General features: G+C 50.9%; 21 protein-coding genes and 1 other annotated feature. Of the genes, 12 read left to right on the plus strand and 9 right to left on the minus strand.

The window, feature by feature from the left end; all coding sequences use genetic code 11:
- The first annotated feature begins 30 nt into the window (after nucleotides 1–30).
- Both msyB and satP read left to right on the plus strand, forming a co-directional pair.
- Nucleotides 31–744 carry an acidic protein MsyB gene (msyB, locus tag J4614_RS07590; protein ID WP_023137528.1) on the plus strand — a complete coding sequence of 238 codons (714 nt, stop codon included), beginning with the start codon at nucleotides 31–33 and terminating at the stop codon, nucleotides 742–744.
- A 149-nt stretch (nucleotides 745–893) separates the two neighbouring features.
- Nucleotides 894–1,460, plus strand: coding sequence for an acetate uptake transporter (gene satP, locus J4614_RS07595; RefSeq protein WP_000528525.1), 567 nt, complete (start codon nucleotides 894–896; stop codon nucleotides 1,458–1,460).
- Between the two features lie 55 nt (nucleotides 1,461–1,515).
- On the opposite strand, the gene mog is transcribed toward satP, so the two are convergent.
- On the minus strand, nucleotides 1,516–2,106 hold the full coding sequence (gene mog / locus J4614_RS07600; protein WP_000380373.1) for a molybdopterin adenylyltransferase: 591 nt from the start codon (nucleotides 2,104–2,106) through the stop codon (nucleotides 1,516–1,518).
- Between the two features lie 259 nt (nucleotides 2,107–2,365).
- The gene (gene tal / locus J4614_RS07605; RefSeq protein WP_000130179.1) at nucleotides 2,366–3,319 is read right to left on the minus strand and encodes a transaldolase; all 954 of its coding nucleotides are present in this window, start codon (nucleotides 3,317–3,319) and stop codon (nucleotides 2,366–2,368) included.
- A 268-nt stretch (nucleotides 3,320–3,587) separates the two neighbouring features.
- On the opposite strand from tal, the gene J4614_RS07610 reads away from it, so the two are divergent.
- Entirely contained in the window at nucleotides 3,588–5,018 is a 1,431-nt protein-coding gene (locus tag J4614_RS07610; protein WP_001642372.1) for a sodium:alanine symporter family protein, read from the plus strand.
- 78 nt (nucleotides 5,019–5,096) lie between these two features.
- Nucleotides 5,097–5,870 carry a peroxide stress protein YaaA gene (yaaA, locus tag J4614_RS07615; protein ID WP_000906175.1) on the plus strand — a complete coding sequence of 258 codons (774 nt, stop codon included), beginning with the start codon at nucleotides 5,097–5,099 and terminating at the stop codon, nucleotides 5,868–5,870.
- A 93-nt stretch (nucleotides 5,871–5,963) separates the two neighbouring features.
- Here yaaA and thrC read toward each other — a convergent pair whose 3' ends face one another.
- The 6 genes from thrC to yjjY form a co-directional block, all read right to left on the minus strand.
- Nucleotides 5,964–7,250, minus strand: a complete 1,287-nt coding sequence (thrC, locus tag J4614_RS07620) for a threonine synthase (protein ID WP_000781100.1) — start codon at nucleotides 7,248–7,250, stop codon at nucleotides 5,964–5,966.
- 3 nt (nucleotides 7,251–7,253) lie between these two features.
- Nucleotides 7,254–8,183 (minus strand): homoserine kinase, encoded by a 930-nt coding sequence (thrB, locus tag J4614_RS07625; RefSeq protein ID WP_000241685.1) that lies wholly within the window; start codon nucleotides 8,181–8,183, stop codon nucleotides 7,254–7,256.
- Between the two features lies 1 nt (nucleotide 8,184).
- Nucleotides 8,185–10,647: a bifunctional aspartate kinase/homoserine dehydrogenase I gene (thrA, locus tag J4614_RS07630; protein WP_023262908.1), complete on the minus strand. Its 2,463-nt coding sequence runs from the start codon at nucleotides 10,645–10,647 to the stop codon at nucleotides 8,185–8,187.
- A 25-nt stretch (nucleotides 10,648–10,672) separates the two neighbouring features.
- Nucleotides 10,673–10,793 (minus strand) — a sequence feature (Thr leader region).
- Complete coding sequence (gene thrL, locus J4614_RS07635; RefSeq protein WP_001575544.1) at nucleotides 10,729–10,794, minus strand: thr operon leader peptide; 66 nt, start codon at nucleotides 10,792–10,794, stop codon at nucleotides 10,729–10,731. Its footprint overlaps the feature before it by 65 nt.
- A gap of 213 nt (nucleotides 10,795–11,007) precedes the next feature.
- Nucleotides 11,008–11,694, minus strand: coding sequence for a tRNA/rRNA methyltransferase (locus J4614_RS07640; protein ID WP_001266769.1), 687 nt, complete (start codon nucleotides 11,692–11,694; stop codon nucleotides 11,008–11,010).
- A 399-nt stretch (nucleotides 11,695–12,093) separates the two neighbouring features.
- Nucleotides 12,094–12,234, minus strand: coding sequence for a protein YjjY (gene yjjY / locus J4614_RS07645; protein WP_001541509.1), 141 nt, complete (start codon nucleotides 12,232–12,234; stop codon nucleotides 12,094–12,096).
- A 95-nt stretch (nucleotides 12,235–12,329) separates the two neighbouring features.
- Between yjjY and arcA the strand changes: the two genes are divergently transcribed.
- From arcA to sthE, 8 genes are all read left to right on the plus strand, one after another.
- Nucleotides 12,330–13,046, plus strand: a complete 717-nt coding sequence (arcA, locus tag J4614_RS07650) for a two-component system response regulator ArcA (protein ID WP_001194359.1) — start codon at nucleotides 12,330–12,332, stop codon at nucleotides 13,044–13,046.
- A gap of 266 nt (nucleotides 13,047–13,312) precedes the next feature.
- Nucleotides 13,313–13,627 carry a hypothetical protein gene (locus tag J4614_RS07655; RefSeq protein ID WP_000749515.1) on the plus strand — a complete coding sequence of 105 codons (315 nt, stop codon included), beginning with the start codon at nucleotides 13,313–13,315 and terminating at the stop codon, nucleotides 13,625–13,627.
- A 384-nt stretch (nucleotides 13,628–14,011) separates the two neighbouring features.
- Nucleotides 14,012–14,683, plus strand: coding sequence for a winged helix-turn-helix transcriptional regulator (locus tag J4614_RS07660; protein ID WP_000811635.1), 672 nt, complete (start codon nucleotides 14,012–14,014; stop codon nucleotides 14,681–14,683).
- 338 nt (nucleotides 14,684–15,021) lie between these two features.
- Nucleotides 15,022–15,567 (plus strand): fimbrial protein, encoded by a 546-nt coding sequence (locus tag J4614_RS07665; protein WP_000482239.1) that lies wholly within the window; start codon nucleotides 15,022–15,024, stop codon nucleotides 15,565–15,567.
- Between the two features lie 70 nt (nucleotides 15,568–15,637).
- Nucleotides 15,638–16,321: a fimbrial biogenesis chaperone SthA gene (gene sthA, locus J4614_RS07670; protein ID WP_000680523.1), complete on the plus strand. Its 684-nt coding sequence runs from the start codon at nucleotides 15,638–15,640 to the stop codon at nucleotides 16,319–16,321.
- A 45-nt stretch (nucleotides 16,322–16,366) separates the two neighbouring features.
- Nucleotides 16,367–18,904, plus strand: a complete 2,538-nt coding sequence (locus J4614_RS07675; protein ID WP_023262909.1) for a fimbrial outer membrane usher protein — start codon at nucleotides 16,367–16,369, stop codon at nucleotides 18,902–18,904.
- A 17-nt stretch (nucleotides 18,905–18,921) separates the two neighbouring features.
- A complete protein-coding gene (locus tag J4614_RS07680; protein ID WP_001056991.1) occupies nucleotides 18,922–19,479 on the plus strand; it encodes a fimbrial protein in 558 nt (185 codons plus the stop codon).
- 40 nt (nucleotides 19,480–19,519) lie between these two features.
- Nucleotides 19,520–20,605, plus strand: coding sequence for a fimbrial major subunit SthE (gene sthE, locus J4614_RS07685; RefSeq protein WP_001253772.1), 1,086 nt, complete (start codon nucleotides 19,520–19,522; stop codon nucleotides 20,603–20,605).
- A 57-nt stretch (nucleotides 20,606–20,662) separates the two neighbouring features.
- Here sthE and creD read toward each other — a convergent pair whose 3' ends face one another.
- The gene (creD, locus tag J4614_RS07690; RefSeq protein WP_208293123.1) at nucleotides 20,663–22,012 is read right to left on the minus strand and encodes a cell envelope integrity protein CreD; all 1,350 of its coding nucleotides are present in this window, start codon (nucleotides 22,010–22,012) and stop codon (nucleotides 20,663–20,665) included.
- Between the last annotated feature and the right edge of the window lie 29 nt (nucleotides 22,013–22,041).

The raw sequence follows: 22,041 nt of genomic DNA on the forward strand, positions 1-22,041 counted from the left end.
GTTATTTCTATTCCAAAAGCCAGACTGAAAATGAACGTCACTTATTTACACGACGAGGATTTAGACTTTCTTCAGCATTGTAGCGAAGAACAACTCGCCGATTTCGCCCGTTTGCTGACGCATAACGAAAAGGGCAAAGCTCGCTTGTCGAGCGTCCTTAGTCATAACGAGCTGTTCAAAGCGATGGAAGGTCACCCGGAGCAACACCGCCGTAACTGGCAGCTCATTGCCGGCGAGTTTCAGCATTACGGCGGCGACAGTATCGCCAACAAATTGCGCGGACACGGAAAACAGTACCGCGCGATTCTGCTGGATGTCGCAAAGCGGCTAAAACTCAAAGCAGATAAAAGCATATCGACGTTTGAAATAGAACAGCAACTGCTGGAGCATTTTTTACGTCATACCTGGCAGAAGATGGACGCGGCGCATAAGCAGGAATTTCTGCAAGCCGTAGACGCCAAAGTTTCTGAACTGGAAGAACTGCTGCCGCTGCTCATGAAAGATCGCAGTCTGGCAAAAGGGGTCTCCCACCTGCTTTCCACCCAGCTTACCCGCATTTTGCGTACCCATGCCGCAATGAGCATCCTGGGCCACGGATTGCTGCGCGGCGCAGGTCTTGGCGGCCCGGTCGGCGCGGCGTTAAACGGCGTCAAAGCGATGAGCGGCAGCGCGTATCGCGTGACTATTCCGGCGGTGTTGCAAATAGCCTGCCTGCGACGAATGATGGCAGCCGTTCAGGCGTGAATGCCCTCACAGGGGGAAATATTTTCTTTTCCCCCTTATTAGATCATAGACAGTCCTCTTCCCCCTGATTATTATGCCGCGCCCCGAATACGGAACTCGTTATTCTGGGAAACTATTTCACCATTCAATTATGATGATTTTGAGGAATTATGGGCAACACTAAGTTGGCTAATCCGGCACCGCTGGGCCTGATGGGCTTCGGCATGACCACCATTCTGCTTAACCTGCACAATGCCGGTTTTTTCGCCCTGGACGGTATTATTCTGGCGATGGGGATTTTCTACGGCGGTATCGCGCAAATTTTTGCCGGTCTGCTGGAGTACAAAAAAGGCAATACCTTTGGTTTAACGGCCTTTACCTCTTACGGTTCGTTCTGGCTGACGCTGGTCGCTATCCTGCTGATGCCGAAAATGGGCCTGACGGATGCGCCTGACGCTCAGCTACTCGGCGCTTATTTAGGTCTGTGGGGCGTGTTCACGCTGTTTATGTTCTTTGGTACGCTGAAAGCCGCCCGCGCGCTGCAATTTGTTTTCCTGAGCCTGACCGTACTGTTCGCTCTGCTGGCGGTCGGCAATATCACCGGTAACGAAGCCATTATCCATATCGCAGGCTGGGTTGGTCTGGTTTGCGGTGCCAGCGCTATTTATCTGGCGATGGGTGAAGTGCTAAACGAGCAATTTGGCCGCACTATTCTGCCAATCGGCGAAGCGCACTAAATCTCTTTATTCCTCCCGCACCGGGAGGAATAACCCTACTATCAGTATCTTCCGGTCAGGATGACATATTCTCACGTCTGGCGCTCTTCGGACGGAAAGCGGCAACCACTTCCGGCGCGGTTTCGACATACGGCCCGTCAAGCAGCTGTATGCAATACGGCACGCTCGCAAAAATGCCCGGCACGCTAACGCTGCCATCGTCCGCTTTTACGCCTTCCAGCGTTTCTTTGATCGATTTTGGCTGTCCAGGCAGATTAAGAATTAACGCCTGTTTACGGATAACGCCCACCTGGCGGGAAAGAATGGCGGTCGGCACAAAGCGCAGGCTGATCTGGCGCATCTGCTCGCCAAAACCTGGCATTTCACGGTCAGCGATGGCAAGGGTCGCGTCCGGCGTGACGTCGCGACGTGCCGGACCGGTACCGCCAGTGGTCAGCACCAGATGACAGCTCATCTCATCGACCAGTTCACACAACGTTTGCTCGATAATTTCCTGTTCATCAGGAATTAAGCGCCGTTGGACCTCGAAAGGCGTGGTCAGTGCAGAAGCGAGCCACTCCTCAAGCGCAGGAATGCCTTTATCCTGGTAAACGCCGCTTGAAGCGCGGTCGGAGATAGAAACTAAGCCAATACGTAAGGTATCCATAATTATTCCGTTAAAACAGTCGCGTTATGCAGAATCATACACGCGAATGGACAGCAATACTAAATCCCGGAACAGGTAAACCATTGGGTTAGCGGACAGCAGATTATTGCGCGGGCCATGCTGGAAAATTTTATTCCGATGGCCGATATCACCGAAATGACCGGCGTTAGCACAGAAGAGCGCCCGTCACTGCAGCATTAATAAAAAAATAGCCCGCTCTCAGCCGGAAAGCGGGCTATTGTCATGCAATCTGTCAGGATTACAGCAGATCGCCGATCATTTTTTCCAGTTTTTCCTGGTCTACCGCAAACTTACGGATACCATCCGCCAGTTTGTCAACCGCCATCGGATCCTGGTGATGCTGCCACAGGAACTCGGCTTCGGTAATGCGTTCCGGACGCGCTTTGACTTCGCCGGAGAAAGAGAGCTTACGCTCAATCGCCCCTTCGCTTTCCGCCAGTTCTTTCAGCAATGCCGGCGCGATAGTCAGACGGTCGCAGCCCGCCAGCTCCAGAATTTCGCCTACGTTACGGAAGCTTGCGCCCATAACGACGGTTTCGTAACCATGCTGTTTGTAGTACTCGTAGATTTCCGTTACGGAAACCACGCCCGGATCTTCAGCTGGCGCATAGTCTTTCTTGTCGGTATTGGCTTTATACCAGTCAAGAATACGACCTACGAACGGCGAGATCAGGTAGACGCCCGCTTCGGCGCACGCACGCGCCTGCGCGAAGGAGAACAGCAGCGTCAGGTTACAGTTGATGCCTTCTTTTTCCAGCTGTTCGGCTGCGCGAATGCCCTGCCAGGTGGACGCCAGCTTGATCAGGATACGATCGTTGCTGATACCCGCATCATTGTAGAGTTTAATGATACGTTTTGCTTTGGCGATAGACGCTTCAGTGTCATAAGACAGACGCGCGTCAACTTCGGTAGAAATACGCCCCGGCACCAGCTTCAGGATTTCCAGGCCAATATTCACCGCCAGCTTATCGGTCGCGTCAACAACCTGCTGCGCGCGGTTGCTGCTCTGCTGTTTCGCCCAGGCGACAGCATCGTCAATCAGCTTACGATATTCCGGGATTTGCGCTGCGTTAAGAATGAGAGAAGGGTTAGTTGTAGCATCCTGCGGCTGGTACAGCTTCATTGCCGCGATATCTCCGGTATCAGCCACTACGGTGGTGAACTGACGAAGGGAGGTCAATTTGTCCGTCATGATAGAGTTTCTCTTTAAACAGCTTGTTAGGGGATGTAACCGGTCTACCCTGATGATAACACGACGCACTCACAGCGCAACCGCCTACATGCACCTGGCTGCCCTTGTGCACTGTTTGCGTATCTGCCGACGGTTGATGCGCAATTAAAGGATACCGCCGTATTTATGGTAAACTGCCGTTAATATTAGTCTGACAAGGTCATCTACATCATGGGTCACGCTTATACAGGATTATCAAAGCGTGCCGGCATCAACAAGAGGGACGTTAATGCCTGAGTTTTTCAGTTTTATTAACGAAATACTCTGGGGCTCGGTAATGATTTACCTGCTGCTCGGCGCAGGATGTTGGTTTACCTGGCGTACCGGATTCATTCAGTTTCGTTATATTCGCCAATTTGGCCGCAGTCTGAAAGGCAGCCTTAGCCCGCAGCCAGGCGGCCTGACGTCATTTCAGGCGCTGTGTACCAGCCTCGCGGCGCGGATTGGCAGCGGTAATCTGGCCGGCGTGGCGCTGGCTATCGCCGCAGGCGGTCCCGGCGCGGTATTCTGGATGTGGGTCTCGGCCATCATTGGCATGGCGACCTCCTTCGCCGAGTGTTCGCTTGCCCAGCTTTATAAAGAACGTGACCCGACAGGCCAGTTCCGCGGCGGCCCGGCGTGGTATATGGCGCGCGGGCTGGGAATGCGCTGGATGGGCGTGGTTTTCGCCCTCTTTCTGCTCGTCGCCTACGGGTTGATTTTTAATAGCGTGCAGGCGAATGCCGTCTCACGCGCGTTCCATTTCGCCTTCAACATTCCGCCACTTATCTCCGGCATTGCTCTGGCGTTCTGTGCCCTGTTAATTATCATTCGCGGCATAAAAGGCGTCGCCCGCCTGATGCAATGGCTGATTCCCCTCATCGCGTTATTGTGGGTCGCCGGCAGCGTGTTCATTTGCCTCTGGCATATTGAGCAAATGCCTGGCGTTATCGCCTCGATAGTCAAAAGCGCATTTGGCTGGCAGGAAGCCGCGGCAGGCGCAGCCGGATATACGCTCACTCAGGCTATTACCAGCGGTTTTCAGCGTGGGATGTTCTCTAATGAAGCGGGTATGGGGTCAACGCCTAATGCGGCCGCGGCGGCAACGTCGTATCCCCCTCACCCAGTCGCGCAGGGGATTGTGCAAATGATTGGCGTATTCAGTGACACCATTATCATCTGTACCGCCAGCGCGATGATTATCCTGCTGGCGGGGAATCACGCGTCCCACTCGTCAACAGAAGGCATTCAGCTTCTCCAACATGCAATGGTTTCGTTGACCGGTGAATGGGGCGCCAGTTTTGTCGCGCTTATCGTCATTCTGTTCGCGTTCAGTTCTATCGTCGCCAACTATATTTACGCCGAGAACAATCTGTTTTTTCTGCGGTTACATAACGCAAAGGCCATCTGGCTATTACGCCTTGCGACGCTTGGCATGGTTATCGCCGGTACGCTTATCAGTTTTCCGCTGATATGGCAGCTCGCTGACATGATCATGGCCTGTATGGCCATTACCAATCTGACGGCGATTTTGTTGCTCTCACCGGTGGTGTATACCCTCGCCAGCGATTATCTGCGACAACGGAAACTGGGCGTAAGACCGCAGTTCGATCCGCGGCGCTTCCCGGATATCGAACCACAACTGGCGCCAGATACCTGGGATGCGGCATCGCGCGATTAAGCCGACAATCGCAGCCATCGGTCAACTCTGCGGCGTTTTTTTGCTAAAGTCGCAGAAAATTCCCTGCAAGGACTGGATATGCTGATTCTGATTTCACCTGCAAAAACGCTTGATTATCAAAGCCCGCTGGCCACGACCCGCTATACCCAGCCGGAGCTGTTGGATCACAGCCAGCAGCTTATTCAACAGGCCCGCCAGCTTTCGGCGCCGCAAATTTCCAGGCTGATGGGAATTAGCGACAAACTGGCGGATCTCAACGCCACGCGTTTTCATGACTGGCAGCCTCATTTTACGCCGGATAATGCACGCCAGGCGATTCTGGCGTTCAAAGGCGATGTTTATACTGGCCTACAGGCGGAAACGTTCAACGACGCGGATTTTGATTTTGCTCAACAACATCTGCGTATGCTCTCTGGCTTGTATGGCGTATTGCGCCCGCTGGATTTAATGCAGCCTTATCGTCTGGAGATGGGGATTCGCCTGGAGAATCCGCGCGGCAAAGATCTTTATCAATTCTGGGGCGATATCATTACCGATAAGCTCAACGAAGCGCTTGAGGCGCAGGGCGATCGGGTGGTGGTGAATCTGGCCTCCGAGGAATATTTTAAATCGGTGAAGCCGAAGAAACTGAATGCCGAACTGATTAAGCCCGTGTTCCTTGATGAGAAAAACGGCAAGTTTAAGGTGGTAAGCTTCTACGCCAAAAAAGCGCGCGGACTGATGAGCCGTTTTATTATTGAAAACCGCTTAACGAAGCCGGAACAGCTTACCGCGTTTGACCGTGAAGGGTATTTCTTTGATGAAGAAACCTCCACACAAGACGAGCTGGTCTTTAAACGCTACGAGCAGTAACGGCATTGCCGGATGGCGGTTACGCCTTATCCGGCCTACAAATCGACACCACCCCATAGGCCCGGTAAGCGACAGCGCCACCGGGCGCAATGGTTACTGGCGGGTCATCATCAGCTTACGCAGGGCGGCAAAATCCGCAGGCAAATGATGTGAAAGCAGCGGCAGGTCGGCGCGTTCGGCGAGCGCTTCAGGCAAGGCCAGAGTTTCTCCCAGAATGGACTCCACGCTTTCTTTAAACTTCGCCGGATGCGCCGTTCCGAGAAACAAGCCATACTCGCCAGGGTTTAACTGGTCGCGTAATGCCCGATACGCTACCGCCGCATGAGGTTCCGAGATATAACCTTTCGCTTTCAGCTCGCGCATCGTCTGTTGTGTCGTAGTGTCATCCACCGCCGCATAGCCCAGCTCAGTCAGACGCCAGATTTTACGGCGGAACAGCTCCTCCACGCGCGGCCAGTTATTCGGCTGGCTGACATCCATCGCATTCGACAGGGTCGCCTGCGTCGCTTTCGGTGCCCACTTCCCGTCATGCAGAAAACGCGGCACCGTGTCGTTGACGTTGGTAGCGGCGATAAAGCGTTTCACCGGTAGGCCTAACGACTTCGCCAGCAGTCCTGCCGTCAAATCGCCAAAGTTGCCGCTGGGTACGGAGATCACCAGTTGGTTACGCGCCTCCTGCGGCAGTTGCGCCACGGCTTCAAAGTAGTAGCAAATTTGCGCCAACAGGCGGCTGATATTAATTGAATTAGCCGAATTCAGCCCCAGCGCCATTTTCAGTTCTTCGTCATCAAATGCCTGTTTCACCAGCGCCTGGCAAGCGTCGAAATCGCCGTCGATCGCCACGGTTTCAATGTTGCCGCCCAGCGTACAGAACAGTTTTTCCTGCAACGGACTGATTTTACCGCGCGGGTAGAGAATGACGACCCGCACATTTTCCAGGCCATAGAACGCGTGAGCCACCGCCGCGCCGGTATCGCCTGACGTTGCGGTCAGAATCGTCACCGGTTTGTCGCCGCTGATATGCGTCAGCATTTGCGCCATAAAACGCCCGCCGAAGTCTTTAAAGGCCAGCGTCGGACCATGGAACAGCTCCAGGCAGCCGACATCGCTTTCTACCTGCGCTACCGGCGCCGGGAACGCAAACGCCGCGCGGACGCGCTCTTCCAGAATTTGCTGCGGTATTTCATCGCCAATAAATGCCGAGAGGATCTTTGCGCTACGGCTGACAAAGTCCTGGTTGAGCATCTCATCAATTTCCGTCAGGCTAAACTCCGGCAGATCGTGCGGAAAAAAAAGTCCCTGCTGTTTGCCCAGTCCTTGCGTGACGGCCTGCGCAAAGCTGACCTGCTCATTATGGTCTTTCAGATTATAGAGTTTCATTGATTATCCCACTACTCGTGCGCCCGCCGTATCCAGCCGGCAAATATGAACGAAGCCTTCCTGATTTTGCAGATAATGTTTGCTCAGCCAGTCCGCGACGCGCTGCGCCGTCTCCGGTTTATCGCATAGCGCAAACAGCGTCGGCCCCGACCCGGAAATCCCGCTCGCCAGCGCGCCGATCTCCGACACCGCCTGCCGCGCCTGGCTAAAGCCCGGCAGTAAACGCGCGCGGTATGGTTCGGCAATAACATCTTTCATCAGCGCGGCGGCAAGCTGCGGCTGCCGCGAGTAACAGGCGTGAATAAAACCAGCCAGATGCCGTCCATGCGCAATGCAATCCTGACGGCGATACTGCGCAGGCAAAATGGCCCGTGCTTCTGCGGTAGAAACTTTAATGCCCGGATAAGCCAGTACCCATAGCCACTCATCAAAGCCCGGCACCTGCTGACTAATAATGCCGTTTTCTTCAATCATCAGCTGCATACCGCCAAGAAAGCACGGCGCGACGTTATCGTAATGGATGCTGCCGGAGATACGGCCTTCCAGCTCGCCCATCAGCGCCAACAGACGCGTGTCGTTTAACGGTTTGCCGCAGTGCTCATTCATCGCGACCAGCGCAGCAACGACGGAACAGGCGCTGGACCCTAACCCGGAACCAATCGGCATATTTTTTTCCAGCGTCATCGCCACCGGGATGGTTTTCCCCAATGCCTGGCAAAAACGTTCCCAGCACTGATAAACAATATTTTCACGCGGCTCCGGCGGCAGTTTATCGGCAAATCGCCCCAGGTTATGCAGACGGAAATGGTCCGCTGCTTCAACGGATACCACATCGCCCAGCAACGTGCCGTCAACGGGTGTGACGGCCGCGCCCAACACGTCGAAACCGACGCTCATGTTCGCGCTGGAAGCCGGGGCATACACTTTCACCATGTTAAACTCCTAACTTCCATGAGAGGGTCCGTAACAGATCGGCAAACACGCCCGCCGCCGTCACATCATTGCCTGCGCCGTAGCCGCGCAGCACCAACGGCAAGGGCTGATAATAGTGGCTGTAGAACGCCAGTGCGTTTTCACCGTTTTTCACTTTGAAGAGCGGATCGTTACCATCAACTTCGGCAATCTTCACGCGGCACACGCCATCCTCTTCGATATTGCCCACATAGCGCAATACCTTACCTTCATCACGAGCTTTTGCCACACGGGCGGCAAACGCATCGTCAAGCTGCGGCAGATGCGCCATAAAGGTGGTCACATCGCCGGAGGCGTCAAACTCGTCCGGCAACACCGGTTCAATCACGATATCGGAAAGCTCCAGCTCGCGGCCCGTCTCGCGGGCGAGGATCAACAGTTTACGCGCCACATCCATACCGGAAAGATCGTCGCGTGGATCGGGTTCGGTATAGCCCATTTCGCGCGCCAGAGCGGTCGCCTGTGAGAGACTCATCCCCTCTTCCAGTTTACCGAAAATAAAAGAGAGCGCCCCGGAAAGAATGCCGGAAAATTTTTGCAGTTCATCACCCGCATTCAGCAGATTTTGCAGGTTTTCGATCACCGGCAAACCGGCACCGACGTTGGTGTCATACAAGAATTTGCGCCGTGATTGCGCGGCGGCGAAACGTAGCTGATGGTAGTAGTCCATCGACGAGGTGTTCGCTTTCTTGTTTGGCGTCACCACATGGAATCCTTCACGCAGGAAGTCGGCATACTGGTCGGCCACCGCCTGACTGGAGGTACAATCAACAATCACCGGATTGAGTAGATGATATTCTTTCACCAGGCGAATTAAGCGTCCCAGATTGAACGGCGCGTTCGCTTGCGCCAGTTCCGCCTGCCAGTTGTCCAGATTCAGGCCATGCACATTGGTTAGCAACGCCTTTGAGTTTGCCACGCCGCACACGCGTAGATCGATGTGCTTGTTCTTCAGCCAGGTTTGCTGACGTTTAAGCTGTTCCAGTAGCGCGCCGCCGACGCCGCCGACGCCAATGACAAACACTTCAATCACCTGATCGGTATTGAACAGCATCTGGTGCGTTACCCGCACGCCGGTGGTGGCATCGTCGTTATTCACCACCACAGAAATGGAACGCTCAGAAGATCCCTGAGCGATCGCCACGATATTGATATTAGCCCGCGCCAGCGCGGCGAAGAATTTCGCTGAAATGCCGCGTAGCGTGCGCATACCGTCGCCGACAACAGAGATAATCGCCAACCGCTCAGTAACCGCCAGCGGCTCCAGCAGCCCCGCTTTCAGCTCCAGATAGAACTCATCCTGCATCGCACGTCGGGCACGCGCGCAGTCACTCTGCGGCACACAGAAGCTGATGCTGTACTCAGAGGAGGACTGGGTAATGAGCACCACCGAGATCCCGGCGCGAGACATGGCGGCGAAAACACGCGCCGCCATCCCAATCATCCCTTTCATTCCCGGGCCGGAGACGCTAAACATCGCCATGTTGTTAAGGTTAGAGATCCCTTTAACCGGCAGATTATCATCGTCGCTGGATGCGCCGATCAGCGTTCCTGGCGCCTGCGGATTGCCGGTATTTTTAATCAGACAGGGGATCTGGAACTGGGCGATAGGCGTAATGGTGCGAGGGTGAAGGACTTTGGCGCCGAAGTAAGAGAGTTCCATCGCTTCCTGGTAGGACATCGATTTCAGCAGCCTGGCGTCCGGCACCTGACGTGGGTCACAGGTATACACGCCATCGACGTCAGTCCAGATTTCACAGCAGTCAGCGCGTAAACAGGCGGCCAGCACGGCGGCGGAATAGTCGGAACCATTACGGCCCAGCACCACCAGTTCACCCTTTTCATTACCGGCGGTAAAGCCCGCCATCAGGATCATGTGATCGGCTGGGATCTGGCTGGCGGCGATACGGCGAGTCGATTCCGCGATATCGACGGTAGATTCAAGGTAATGGCCCACCGCCAGCAATTTTTCTACCGGATCAATCACCGTGACGCGATGTCCACGCGCCTCCAGGAGTCCCGCCATAATCGCGATCGACATTTTTTCGCCACGGCAAATCAGCGCGGCGTTGATGCTATCCGGGCACTGACCCAGCAGGCTGATACCATGCAGAACATGTTTGATCTGAGCGAATTCTTGTTCGACAACCATTTTCAACCGTGCAAGCGGGAATCCCGGCTGCGCGCTGGCAAGTCCTGCGAGCAGGTCAGAAAAAATACGTTCGGCATCGCTGATATTCGGCAAAGCATCCTGGCCGCCGATAGTTTTTTCAATCATCGCCACCAGATGGTTGGTAATTTTCGCGGGGGCGGAAAGTACGGTCGCTACCTGCCCTTGCCTGGCATTGCTTTCCAGAATATCGGCAACACGCAGAAAACGTTCTGCATTTGCCACTGATGTACCGCCGAACTTCAACACTCGCATGGTTGTTACCTCGTGATCTCTGGTCGAAAAAAAAGCCCGCACTGTTCAGGTGCGGGCTTTTTTCTGTGTTTCCTGTACGCGTCAGCCCGCACCGTTACCTGTGGTAATGGTGATGGTGGTAATGGTGGTGGTGCTGATGCGGTTCATGGATGTTGTGTACTCTGTCATTTTTATTTGTCTGTCTTGTATTCCTATATTGGTTAAAGTATCTGCCCGCCTAAGTCAATAAATTTTTAAATTGATCACATTCCGAAACTTGTTCATGTGCTGCTGGCGATATATTTATTTTCAACCAATTCCCCCTGTTATGATCTCTTGCAACCAGACGTAATCTCTTATTATTTTAAAAATTACAGCACGTTATTTTGTTAGTTTTTTTTCAATATCATGAACCAAACGGTGCAACATTACCGTATCTCGCTGTCCCAGCAGGCCGATTCGCTGTTGTAGCCAGTCGGTTAATTTGTGGTCATCGGCCGCCTCCAGAGTCGTTAACAGACGTAAAAGGCGCGCGCGTAACGCCTGTAACTGCGATTCATCAGCAATATCAACGGATTCAGTGGTCTGTTGCATTAAACCTGCTAATTGATAGCAATACACCATGACTGCCTGACCCAGATTGAGCGAAGGGTAATCCGCCGCCATCGGCACGCCGGTCAATACATCCGCCAGCGCCAGCTCGTCATTGGTCAAACCGGAATCCTCACGGCCAAAAACCAGCGCGGCATGACGCATCCAGCGTGATTTTTCCTGTAATAAGGGAACCAGTTCAGCGGGCGAAGCGTAGTAATGAAATTTTGCCCGGCTGCGGGCTGTCGTCGCGACGGTAAAATCCACATCGTGGAGCGCGTCGGCAAGGGTGTGGAAAACCTCAATATTATCAATAATATCTCCAGATCCATGTGCGACCCAACGGGTAGCGGGCTCCAGGTGCGCCTGGCTGTCGACAATACGCAGGTCAGTAAATCCCATGGTCTTCATAGCCCGGGCGGCTGCGCCGATATTTTCCGCTCTGGCGGGAGCGACAAGAACGATTGTTACACGCATTTCATTACTCTTTTTGACTAATTTACAGGAAATTAGCTGGCGTTTGTAAGCATATTACGCTTCGCAAATTTACAAAATTTTAACGGATATCACTGAAAAAGCATTTTTGATTTCGTAAAAGACGCTACACTATTGCGTATCTGTACTATTGCTGTTTATGTTAACAGAACATCGTTATCCTGCTGTTTATTTAGGATAATTTAATTTAAAATAGATCCTGCTCTTTGGATTCATCGCATTTATTAGTTGGCTTACGTAACTAGTTGGAATATTGCAAATTTGTGATGAAAGCTAGCATTTAGCTACGATGATTTCATCAAACTGTTAACGTGCTACAATTGAACTTGATATATGTCAACGAAGCGTAGTTTTATTAGGTGTCCGGTACGTCTTAGCCTGTTATGTTGCTGTTAAAATGGTTAGGATGACAGCCGTTTTTGACACTGTCGGGTCCAGAGGGAAAGTACCCACGACCAAGCTAATGATGTTGTTGACGTTGATGGAAAGTGCATCAAGAACGCAATTACGTACTTTAGTCATGTTACGCCGATCATGTTAATTTGCGACATGCATCAGGCAGGTCAGGGACTTTTGTACTTCCTGTTTCGATTTAGTTGGCAATTTAGGTAGCAAACATGCAGACCCCGCACATTCTTATCGTTGAAGACGAGTTGGTAACACGCAACACGTTGAAAAGTATTTTCGAAGCGGAAGGCTATGATGTATTCGAAGCGACAGATGGCGCGGAAATGCATCAGATCCTCTCTGAATATGACATCAACCTGGTGATCATGGATATCAATCTGCCAGGGAAAAACGGTCTCCTGTTAGCGCGTGAACTGCGTGAACAGGCTAACGTTGCGCTGATGTTCCTGACGGGCCGCGATAACGAAGTCGACAAAATTCTCGGCCTCGAAATCGGCGCGGATGATTACATCACCAAACCGTTTAACCCACGCGAATTGACCATCCGTGCCCGCAACCTGCTGTCCCGTACCATGAACCTGGGTACCGTCAGCGAAGAGCGTCGTAGCGTTGAAAGCTACAAGTTCAACGGTTGGGAACTGGATATCAACAGTCGTTCACTGATCGGCCCGGACGGCGAGCAGTATAAACTACCGCGCAGCGAGTTCCGCGCGATGCTTCACTTCTGCGAAAACCCTGGCAAAATTCAGTCGCGCGCAGAGCTGTTGAAGAAAATGACCGGGCGCGAGCTGAAGCCGCATGACCGTACTGTTGACGTTACCATTCGTCGTATTCGTAAGCATTTCGAATCCACGCCGGATACGCCGGAAATCATCGCCACCATTCACGGCGAAGGTTATCGCTTCTGCGGCGACCTGCAGGATTAATTCGGCCCAGGCGCCGAACCGTAAAAACAGCCGGTAAGTTATTCTTACTGGCTGTTTCTTATGCTCCCCTTCCGCTAAGCGGCCTCGCTTTCCCTCCTGACCTGCCGTTATGACGTACTCTTTTACATAAAAATTGTCGTATAGCGCTGTTTATCTCAGCTTGCGAAAGTTAAGGTAGTTTGTGTATTTACATTAAAGAGTAATACACGGGATTTGTTAGTCCCCAAAAAATAAGGGGATGCTCACAGGACGTGAGGTTTCAAAGGATGAAAAAATCACCATTATGCTGCTACCTGTTTTGTGCAGCGATGTCAGCTTCATCAGCCGCGCTGGCTGCTACCGCGCCGGTCTCCGCAGGCGTTATTCATTTCAAAGGTCAGATTGTCGAATATGGTTGTAATCTTGCGCCTCACGATCGCAATATCGAGGTATCATGTTTGCGGAATAATATCCCCCATTTGCAGACAGTCGCCACACCGTCTGGAAACGCTATTTCGTTGATGAATGGAATCGCCACGGTACGGCACGTGTCGTTAAAAGATCATCCGGAGATTCAAAGCCTGATCGTCCAGTACCGCTAACCGCTTATGGCTCCCGCCGGGAGGAGTTCCGGCAGGCGGCGATTTCGCTCAGTAAAACGCCGCCCGCCTGCATTTTGTACTTTTCTCTCATTCGTATCCTACAACAGCGATGAACATCGCTTCGCTATCCTGTACGCTCTACGCGCTCGTTAAGCACGGTACCTATGATAGCTGTCATAAAATGATTGCAAATAAAATCATCACATTTACTATGGTTAACCTTACAAACAGCGTTGTCGCTCATGCATTGATAAGGTGAATACATTGACTTAAATATTCTTGTTGGCTATTTTAATTTACTTAATTATAATTTTAAGTGAATATTAAATTTATGTTTACCTTTTAATAGTCAACCACTTTATCAGCCATAATAATGGGGAAGATATGAAGCAGTTAAACGGCGGGAATGTGTATCGTCCCACAGGGAAAGAAAAAAACCTGCAAGCCATTTTAAATATTCATCGGCACGTTATTCAAAACATCTCCCCTGTCACTATTACGGCCGGTAAAACACTGGATATCAAGATTGATAATCAATCCCACATCCTGTTAATCACTAAAGGCGCTATTAAAGTATGTCGGCGTATCGACAGCATTGTAATGGGCTGCGGTGTCTCACCAATGATTTTAGGCCTTGTAGATGCCTATGCTGACTTATACCAGTTAGAAGAGAATTCAGACGTCTTTTTTATCGCCGAAACCACCTGTGAATATTATCCTGTCCCAGTAAAAGATTTTGTGGAAATAGCCGATGAAAAGCATCTCTGGCGTGACATTTCGAACATCCTGATGTACCGCATTGCTTTCATGACTAACCGTGACAGAAACCTTATCGGGCAGGACGCCTATAGCCAGATAAAAGCGCTGTTACTTGAACTGTGGTCGTATCCTGAAAGCTCACGATTTGAGATCAACGCACAGAACTTCATACAGCAGAGAACCGGGCTTTCACGCAGCCGTATCATGCAGGTACTTTCAGAACTAAAAGCGGGGGACTATATAAAAATACTGCATGGAAGACTGTTAGAGCTTCGAAACCTGCCGGTTTCATTTTAAACGGACAAGCGTCGTATATTCTTAAAAATAAAGCCATGTAGAGTTAAATAAATCCCCCAGGAAATAATAACTATTATCAAAAAAGAGATCTTGCTCTATAAATCCAGTCATCAACCGTACTTCTTTAGTGGTATTTTATTAAACTTTGTTACCGGGTCCGAAACTGGACTGCCGTTCAATATTGCATCAGAATTTTTATTGAGTTCATAGTTGATATACGTAGAATAGCCGCCTGCTTATCTACAGAACAGAAAGAAGCGCATACAGAGTAAAATATAATATTTTATTTTATATAGCTATCTTTATTTTTCAGCGAATAGAATCAGGCAACAATTAATATGTTTAATAAGAAAATTATCATCCTGGCAATGTTAACTGCCGTAGCATCCACACCGGTATTTGCCCAGAACACGATTACGTTCAATGGCAAAATTTACGATCAGGCGTGTACGGTTCAGGTTAATGGCTCCACGGATACCACCATTGATTTAGGTAATTACAGCAAAGAACGCATCGCGGAAAAAGGCGCCACAACCGATTACGTGCCGTTTACCGTAAGCCTGGTTAGCTGCCCGGAAGCAGGGACTGGCGTACCAACCCAGGCCATGTTCCGCTTCCACGGCGCAACAGATGATTCTAACCCAACGTACTTCAAAAACGCGGACGAAGGATCGGAAACGGGCGCCGCGGGTGTCGGTATTTCTATTCAGAACGCTTCACATAGCGATGTGACAGATAACACGGATGATGCCGCAGTAAACCTGCCAACCGACGGCTCGACAGCAGACTTTACCTATTACGCCGCCATGGCAAACGATGGTTCCGCAACCGTAACCGGTGGAGATGTTAGCACTCAGGTTACGTATACCGTTTCGTATCAGTAAGGCATTCTCATCCTGATATGGACAGGCAGGATGCCAGTCCATAGCGTAAAACATCTTTACAGAGTAAAAAATGAAACACATAAAGAAATCCGTGTTGGTCGTATTACTGACAAGCCATGTTGCCCATGCCAGCATTGTTGTTGGCGGAACCCGACTGGTTTTCGACGGCAATAATGATGAGTCGTCAATCAATGTAGAGAATAAAGACAGCAAAGCGAATCTTGTTCAGTCATGGTTATCGGTTGCCGATCCCCAGGTCACAAATAAGCAGGCGTTTATTATCACCCCGCCTCTTTTTCGCCTTGATGCCGGGCAAAAGAACAGCATTCGGGTTATTCGCTCTGGCGCCCCCCTACCTGCAGATCGGGAATCTATGTACTGGCTCAATATTAAGGGTATTCCTTCTATTGATGATAATGCCTCCGCGAACCGCGTGGAAATCTCCATTAATACCCAAATAAAGCTTATATATCGACCGCCAGCATTAACAAAATCGACGCCTGATAGCCAGAGCCAACAATTAAAATGGCAGACGGCAGGTGATGTTATTACCGTAAATAACCCTACTCCCTATTATATGAACTTTGCCAGTGTGACGCTTAACAGCCATGAAGTGAAATCAGCGACCTTCGTTCCGCCAAAATCATCAGCGTCATTTAAATTGAGTTCTACTGCCGCCCCTCATGGCACGGTAACGTGGCGATTAATCAGCGATTATGGGATGAGTTTAGAGCCGCATTCCGGTTCATTCTAGCCATTAACGACTTCACTTTACTTTTACCCTTTCAGGACTTTTACTGTGCAATTCTCCAGAGTAGAGCCCCGTTCTCAATTAGCGTTATCGTTTCTCTTTATATGCTGTTCCATAAAACCAGCGTTAGCGCATGATCATTTTAATCCATTATCGTTGGAAAATGATGAACCGGGCGTGGAGAATGTCGATCTATCGGTTTTCGAAAAGGGGGGGCAGGCAGAAGGCACCTATAATGTTGATATTTATATTAATAACGCCAGTGTTGAAACAAAAAATATTGCCTTTAAAAATAAAAAATCAGCAGATAATAAGCTCTCCCTACAGCCGTGTCTTAGCGTTGCACAACTCAAGCAGTGGGGCGTAAAAACAGAAAACTTCCCCGAGCTTCAAAATGACCCAAACGGGTGTACCGATCTTAGTCTGCTGGCTGGTGCTGTAGCAAAGTTTAATGTCATCGGTAACCGGCTGGATTTAGCGATCCCTCAAATCGCGTTGATCGCCGACCCGCGAGAATTCGTCCCTACCAGCGAATGGGATGAAGGCATTAATGCTTTTTTGCTGAATTACAGTTTTACCGGATCGCAGGATCACGATATTGATGAAAACCGGACGGAAAATAGCGAATACGCTAACCTGCGCCCAGGTATTAACATTGGCGCATGGCGTTTTCGTAACTACTCAACCTGGAATCATGATAGCGATGGGCAAAATAGCTGGGATTCTGCCTACACCTATGTTTCTCGCGATATCGAATTTTTAAAAGGACAGCTGATCGCCGGGGAAAATAACACGCCCGCGGACGTCTTTGACAGTATTTCATTTAAGGGCGTACAGATCTCTTCTGATGACGATATGTTGCCGGACAGTATGAAAGGGTTCGCCCCGGTCATTCGCGGGGTGGCCAAAAGCAGCGCGCAGGTAACCGTTGAACAAAACGGTTATACCATCTACAAAACTAACGTTCCGGCGGGTCCATTCGCCATCAACGATCTTTATCCAACCGGCGGTTCGGGCGACCTGTACGTCACCATCAAAGAATCCGATGGTTCTGAACAGCATTTCATTGTGCCCTACGCCAGCGTTCCGGTATTACAGCGTGAAGGCCACCTGAAATACGACCTGACGGTAGGCCGCACGCGTTCATCAGATTCGCATTCCGCGCAACAGAATTTCGCAGAACTGACGGCCTTATACGGATTAGCAGGCGGCATAACCGCCTATGGCGGAATAGAGAGTACGCTGAGCAATGATATTTATCATGCGGCGCTCATCGGGACAGGCTTAAACCTTGGCGCTCTGGGCGCATTGTCTCTAGACGTCACCAACTCATGGTCAAAAATTAAAGCAGGCGATGTGGTTAGCGATACGCTTACCGGACAATCCTGGCGTATTCGTTACAGCAAAGATATTCAGTCAACAGGCACCAATTTCACTGTCGCCGGTTACCGTTATTCGACCAAAGATTACTACGCTCTTGAGGATGTGCTGGATACCTATAGCGATAATAGTCACTATGATCATGTACGTAATCGCACCGACCTGTCGTTGTCGCAAGACATTATCTACGGTTCCATTTCACTCACTTTATATAATGAAGATTACTGGAATGACACTCATACCACATCATTAGGTATTGGCTATAACAACACATGGCATAACGTAAGCTATGGCATTAACTATTCTTATACGCTGAACGCCGATAATTCTCAGGATGAAGACGACGATACGGAAGACAGTAATGACCAGCAAATTTCAATCAATATTAGTATTCCGTTAGATGCTTTTATGCCGTCAACGTATGCCACCTACAATATGAACTCCGCGAAAGACGGCGATACCACGCATACTGTCGGTTTAAACGGAACAGCGCTGGCACAGAAAAATCTCTCATGGAGCGTTCAGGAAGGTTATTCCTCTCAAGAGAAAGCCACCAGCGGTAATGTGAGCGCAACCTATAACGGGACGTATGCGGATATTAACGGCGGATATAGCTACGATAATCATATGCGTCGCCTGAATTATGGCGTTCAGGGCGGCGTACTGTTACATCGAAATGGCCTGACACTATCCCAGCCAATGGACGACACCATCATATTGGTTAAAGCCCCTGGCGCAGCGGGTGTCCCCGTGAATAACGAAACGGGCGTGGACACCGATTTTCGGGGCTATGCCGTCGTACCTTATGCTTCGCCTTACCATCGTAATGAAGTGTCTTTAGATACGACGGGCATTAGAAAAAATATTGAGCTCATTGATACCAGTAAAACGCTGGTGCCTACCCGTGGCGCGGTGGTCAGGGCTGAATATAAAACCAATATTGGTTACAAGGCATTGATGGTATTAACCCGCATAAACAATCTGCCTGTTCCTTTTGGCGCGACCGTCTCGTCTTTAACAAAACCAGACAATCACAGCAGTTTTGTTGGTGATGCGGGGCAGGCCTGGTTAACCGGACTGGAAAAACAAGGGCGGTTATTAGTGAAGTGGGGGCCAACAGCAGCAGACCAGTGTCAGGTCTCTTATCGTATACCGAGCTCCCCCTCCGCTTCTGGCGTAGAAATCTTACACGAGCAATGCCAGTGATTCTGGTGGGATAAAAGATGAATATGAACAGATTTGCTGCATTAACCGCCCTGTTAACGTTCACGGGTCTGGCATTATGGTCGCCCTCGATCAGCGCGGCATACAATACCGCAGATGCCGTAGACATTAACGTTACGGGATTAATTTATGCCGATCCGTGTACCGTGACGGTCCCCGACACGATCTCTCTTGGGCAATATGCCCGGGCGGATATCGCTGTGGCCGGTGGCAATACCGCCACCATTCCTTTCACCATAAAAATGACGAATTGCCCGGCAACGACCACAAAAGCCGCGATTTCATTTAACGGCGTACCTTATCCCGATCCAAATTATGCTTCTGCAATTTATGCAAACAGCGCGGCCAATCCGGCGCAGGATTTAGGATTACAGCTTTTTAACCTGGACGGCAAAAGTCTGGTCAATCTGGCCAACAACGTCACTTACACGGTGGATATCAACAGTAATACCCATGAAGCCAATTTGCCTGTCGCCGCAAGGATGTATACCCCGTATGGAAAAGTCACGGCAGGGGATTTCACGTCCGTTGTGACGATCACTATCGCATGGCAATAACATCTTTCTATTTCACCTGGTATAAAAGCAGGAATTTTTCATGAGAAGGTTATATCTGGCGCTTATTCTGCTGTTCGCGTATTCCAGTCATGGTTACGCCTCCTGTAAACGTTCCGGTAATGAAGGCGCGATCACTATCACCCCGCCGTCGCAGCTTGTGGTGGATAGCCACGCCTATACCGCAGGCGAAGTGTTGTGGCAATCGGGCTGGGTTTCCACCTCCGAAGTCACAATGGATGGCTGTAGTCGCGATTATAAGGTCGGTTTTTTATATGAACCCGGTAGCGCGCAGTCAAATACATCGGCGACAATCAATGCGAATGACGGGAACAACACGCCGGTATTTAGCACCGGGATTTCCGGCGTGGGCATTGCGATTAAAACCCAAACGAATGCTGGCCCTTACGATAATGTCATGCCAATCGATAATACCTACCATAATGGCGATGGCAATAAAACACACCATGCGATGGCTCCCGCCTACAATGTTGAACTGGTCGCCTTAGGCGGTCCGATCACCTCCGGTACCGCGACATTCCAAAGTCCACTGGCGCGCGTATCTTTTCGCGATAGCGCAACAGAAGACTCCGGCGGCGATATCCTGACCCATCTGTATTTGGGGAATACGCAATTGATTATGAAAGCGATGGGATGTCGGGTAGAAACACCTGCCATCACCGTGGATTTAGGCAGCGTCAATTTAGGCAGTTTCGCTAACAGTCAAACCGCGGGCACAGGCGAGCAGGATATCTTATTGACCTGCGAACAAGGCACCGCTATTTCCGCATCGTTAAGCGCCCAACCGGCCAGCGGAAACAATCCTGATAATTCAGTCATCCAGTTGAGCAATGCAAGCGCGCCAACCAGCGCAACCGGCGTTGGCGTACAGTTGGGTATTCAGGCGCCGGACGCCGGTTTCTTTACCGACAGTTTGCCAATCAATCAAAAAATTGATCTCTTTACTCACGCTATTACCACCAATGCCGATGGCAGCCAGACGGTTAACGGCGGAACCATGAATATGTCCACCACCCTGAAAATTAGCGCGCGCTACTATAAAACCGCCGCCACGGTAACGGCCGGGCAAGCGAATGCCACGGCAACATTAAACCTGACCTATAACTAACGGCATCACATTTTCTGGCGCTGCGCGGGAAAACGTTAACGCGCGCGCCCGTTAGATTTATTTCCACAAACGTAATTCGTCATCTTTTACTGGCGGTAATGACTTACGTTGCTGACAAGAGAGCGAATACCAGTCCAGATGGCGCGTCAGGAACATCACGCCGCCAAGCGCCAGTAGCAGAACGCCGGTACCCAGAAGCAACGAGCTATCTTCCGAACGCAGCAATCCCCACATCACGCCATCCAGCGCCAATAACGCTAGCGTAAACAGTACGCTATTGCGCCATCCTTTCAGCACCGCCTGCAAATAAACGCTATTCATCAACGCACCCACCAGGCTTGCGGCGATCCAGGCTGGCGTGAAACCGATATGTTCCGACAGTGCCAGCAACAGCAGGTAGAACATCACCAGCGATAACCCCACCAGCAGATACTGCATCGGGTGTAACCGCTGCCCTGTCAGGGTTTCGAAGACAAAGAAAGCCATAAACGTTAGCATAATCAACAAAATGGCATATTTCGTCGCTCTGTCCGTCAGTTGATACTGATCGGCTGGCGTCGATACAGCGACGCTAAACGCCGGTAAGTTGTCCCAATCCACCTTTTGCGCATCAGCAAACTGTTCGCCGAGATTCGTGGCAAACCGGCTGGTTTGCCACTGGGCCTGAAATCCTGAACCGCTGATTTCGCGTTTACCGGGAAGAAAATCCCCCACAAAATTTGGGTGCGGCCAGTTGCTGGTCAGGGTCATTTCACTGCTACGCCCGACGGGAACCAGTGAAAAGCTGCCGGTTCCGCTTAAATTTAGCGACATCGCCAACGTCAGGTTGCGCGTCGCCCACTGACTGTCCGGCAGCGGGATATGAATGCCCTCTCTACTTTCCGGTAAGCCGGTCCCCGGTTCTACAGTGAGCGTTTCACCATTCACCTGCGTCGCTTTTACTGCGCTGATACCGCGCGCATCGCCGACGCCCACGACGATAAAGGGCTTTCCAAGGGTAATGTTCGGTCTGTTCAGCTCATGCAGACGGGCCACATCAAACTCCGCCTTTATCGCCATATCGGTATGCCACACCTGCCCCTGATAAATACCTATTTTTCGCGCTTCAACGTTTTGATTGCCTTCAACCAATAGCGACTCCGGCAGCCAAAAATAGAGATAGCTGCGCTTATACTGGACCTCTTTCTCTTCTTCCAGCACGGTATAGAGCTCTGTCACCGGAACCGCCACCAGCGGGCCGACAACCTTTTGTGGGCCGCTGGTACTCTGACGAATAGCGGCTTCTACATGGCTTCGATAATCAGCACGTTCCACGATGGTGTGCCGTACCATCATCAGGGGAATTAACAGCAGGATCATGGCGCCGCCTAACGTAATCATTTTCCACAACAGGGGGGATTTCAACATAGCGTTCTCCTTTGCAATGCCAGCAGTGT

The organism is Salmonella sp. 32031103-2018-00083-FB-01-SM-01, from assembly GCF_017571995.1.
Classification (GTDB): Bacteria; Pseudomonadota; Gammaproteobacteria; order Enterobacterales; family Enterobacteriaceae; genus Salmonella; species Salmonella enterica.

Bases quoted from the DNA above. Each gene is read 5' to 3' on its own strand.
- msyB (WP_023137528.1), top strand. From the start codon at position 31: ATGAACGTCACTTATTTACACGACGAGGATTTAGACTTTCTTCAGCAT.
- satP (WP_000528525.1), top strand. From the start codon at position 894: ATGGGCAACACTAAGTTGGCTAATCCGGCACCGCTGGGCCTGATGGGC.
- mog (WP_000380373.1), bottom strand. From the start codon at position 2,106: ATGGATACCTTACGTATTGGCTTAGTTTCTATCTCCGACCGCGCTTCA.
- tal (WP_000130179.1), bottom strand. From the start codon at position 3,319: ATGACGGACAAATTGACCTCCCTTCGTCAGTTCACCACCGTAGTGGCT.
- J4614_RS07610 (WP_001642372.1), top strand. From the start codon at position 3,588: ATGCCTGAGTTTTTCAGTTTTATTAACGAAATACTCTGGGGCTCGGTA.
- yaaA (WP_000906175.1), top strand. From the start codon at position 5,097: ATGCTGATTCTGATTTCACCTGCAAAAACGCTTGATTATCAAAGCCCG.
- thrC (WP_000781100.1), bottom strand. From the start codon at position 7,250: ATGAAACTCTATAATCTGAAAGACCATAATGAGCAGGTCAGCTTTGCG.
- thrB (WP_000241685.1), bottom strand. From the start codon at position 8,183: ATGGTGAAAGTGTATGCCCCGGCTTCCAGCGCGAACATGAGCGTCGGT.
- thrA (WP_023262908.1), bottom strand. From the start codon at position 10,647: ATGCGAGTGTTGAAGTTCGGCGGTACATCAGTGGCAAATGCAGAACGT.
- J4614_RS07640 (WP_001266769.1), bottom strand. From the start codon at position 11,694: ATGCGTGTAACAATCGTTCTTGTCGCTCCCGCCAGAGCGGAAAATATC.
- yjjY (WP_001541509.1), bottom strand. From the start codon at position 12,234: ATGACTAAAGTACGTAATTGCGTTCTTGATGCACTTTCCATCAACGTC.
- arcA (WP_001194359.1), top strand. From the start codon at position 12,330: ATGCAGACCCCGCACATTCTTATCGTTGAAGACGAGTTGGTAACACGC.
- J4614_RS07655 (WP_000749515.1), top strand. From the start codon at position 13,313: ATGAAAAAATCACCATTATGCTGCTACCTGTTTTGTGCAGCGATGTCA.
- J4614_RS07660 (WP_000811635.1), top strand. From the start codon at position 14,012: ATGAAGCAGTTAAACGGCGGGAATGTGTATCGTCCCACAGGGAAAGAA.
- J4614_RS07665 (WP_000482239.1), top strand. From the start codon at position 15,022: ATGTTTAATAAGAAAATTATCATCCTGGCAATGTTAACTGCCGTAGCA.
- sthA (WP_000680523.1), top strand. From the start codon at position 15,638: ATGAAACACATAAAGAAATCCGTGTTGGTCGTATTACTGACAAGCCAT.
- J4614_RS07680 (WP_001056991.1), top strand. From the start codon at position 18,922: ATGAATATGAACAGATTTGCTGCATTAACCGCCCTGTTAACGTTCACG.
- sthE (WP_001253772.1), top strand. From the start codon at position 19,520: ATGAGAAGGTTATATCTGGCGCTTATTCTGCTGTTCGCGTATTCCAGT.
- creD (WP_208293123.1), bottom strand. From the start codon at position 22,012: ATGTTGAAATCCCCCCTGTTGTGGAAAATGATTACGTTAGGCGGCGCC.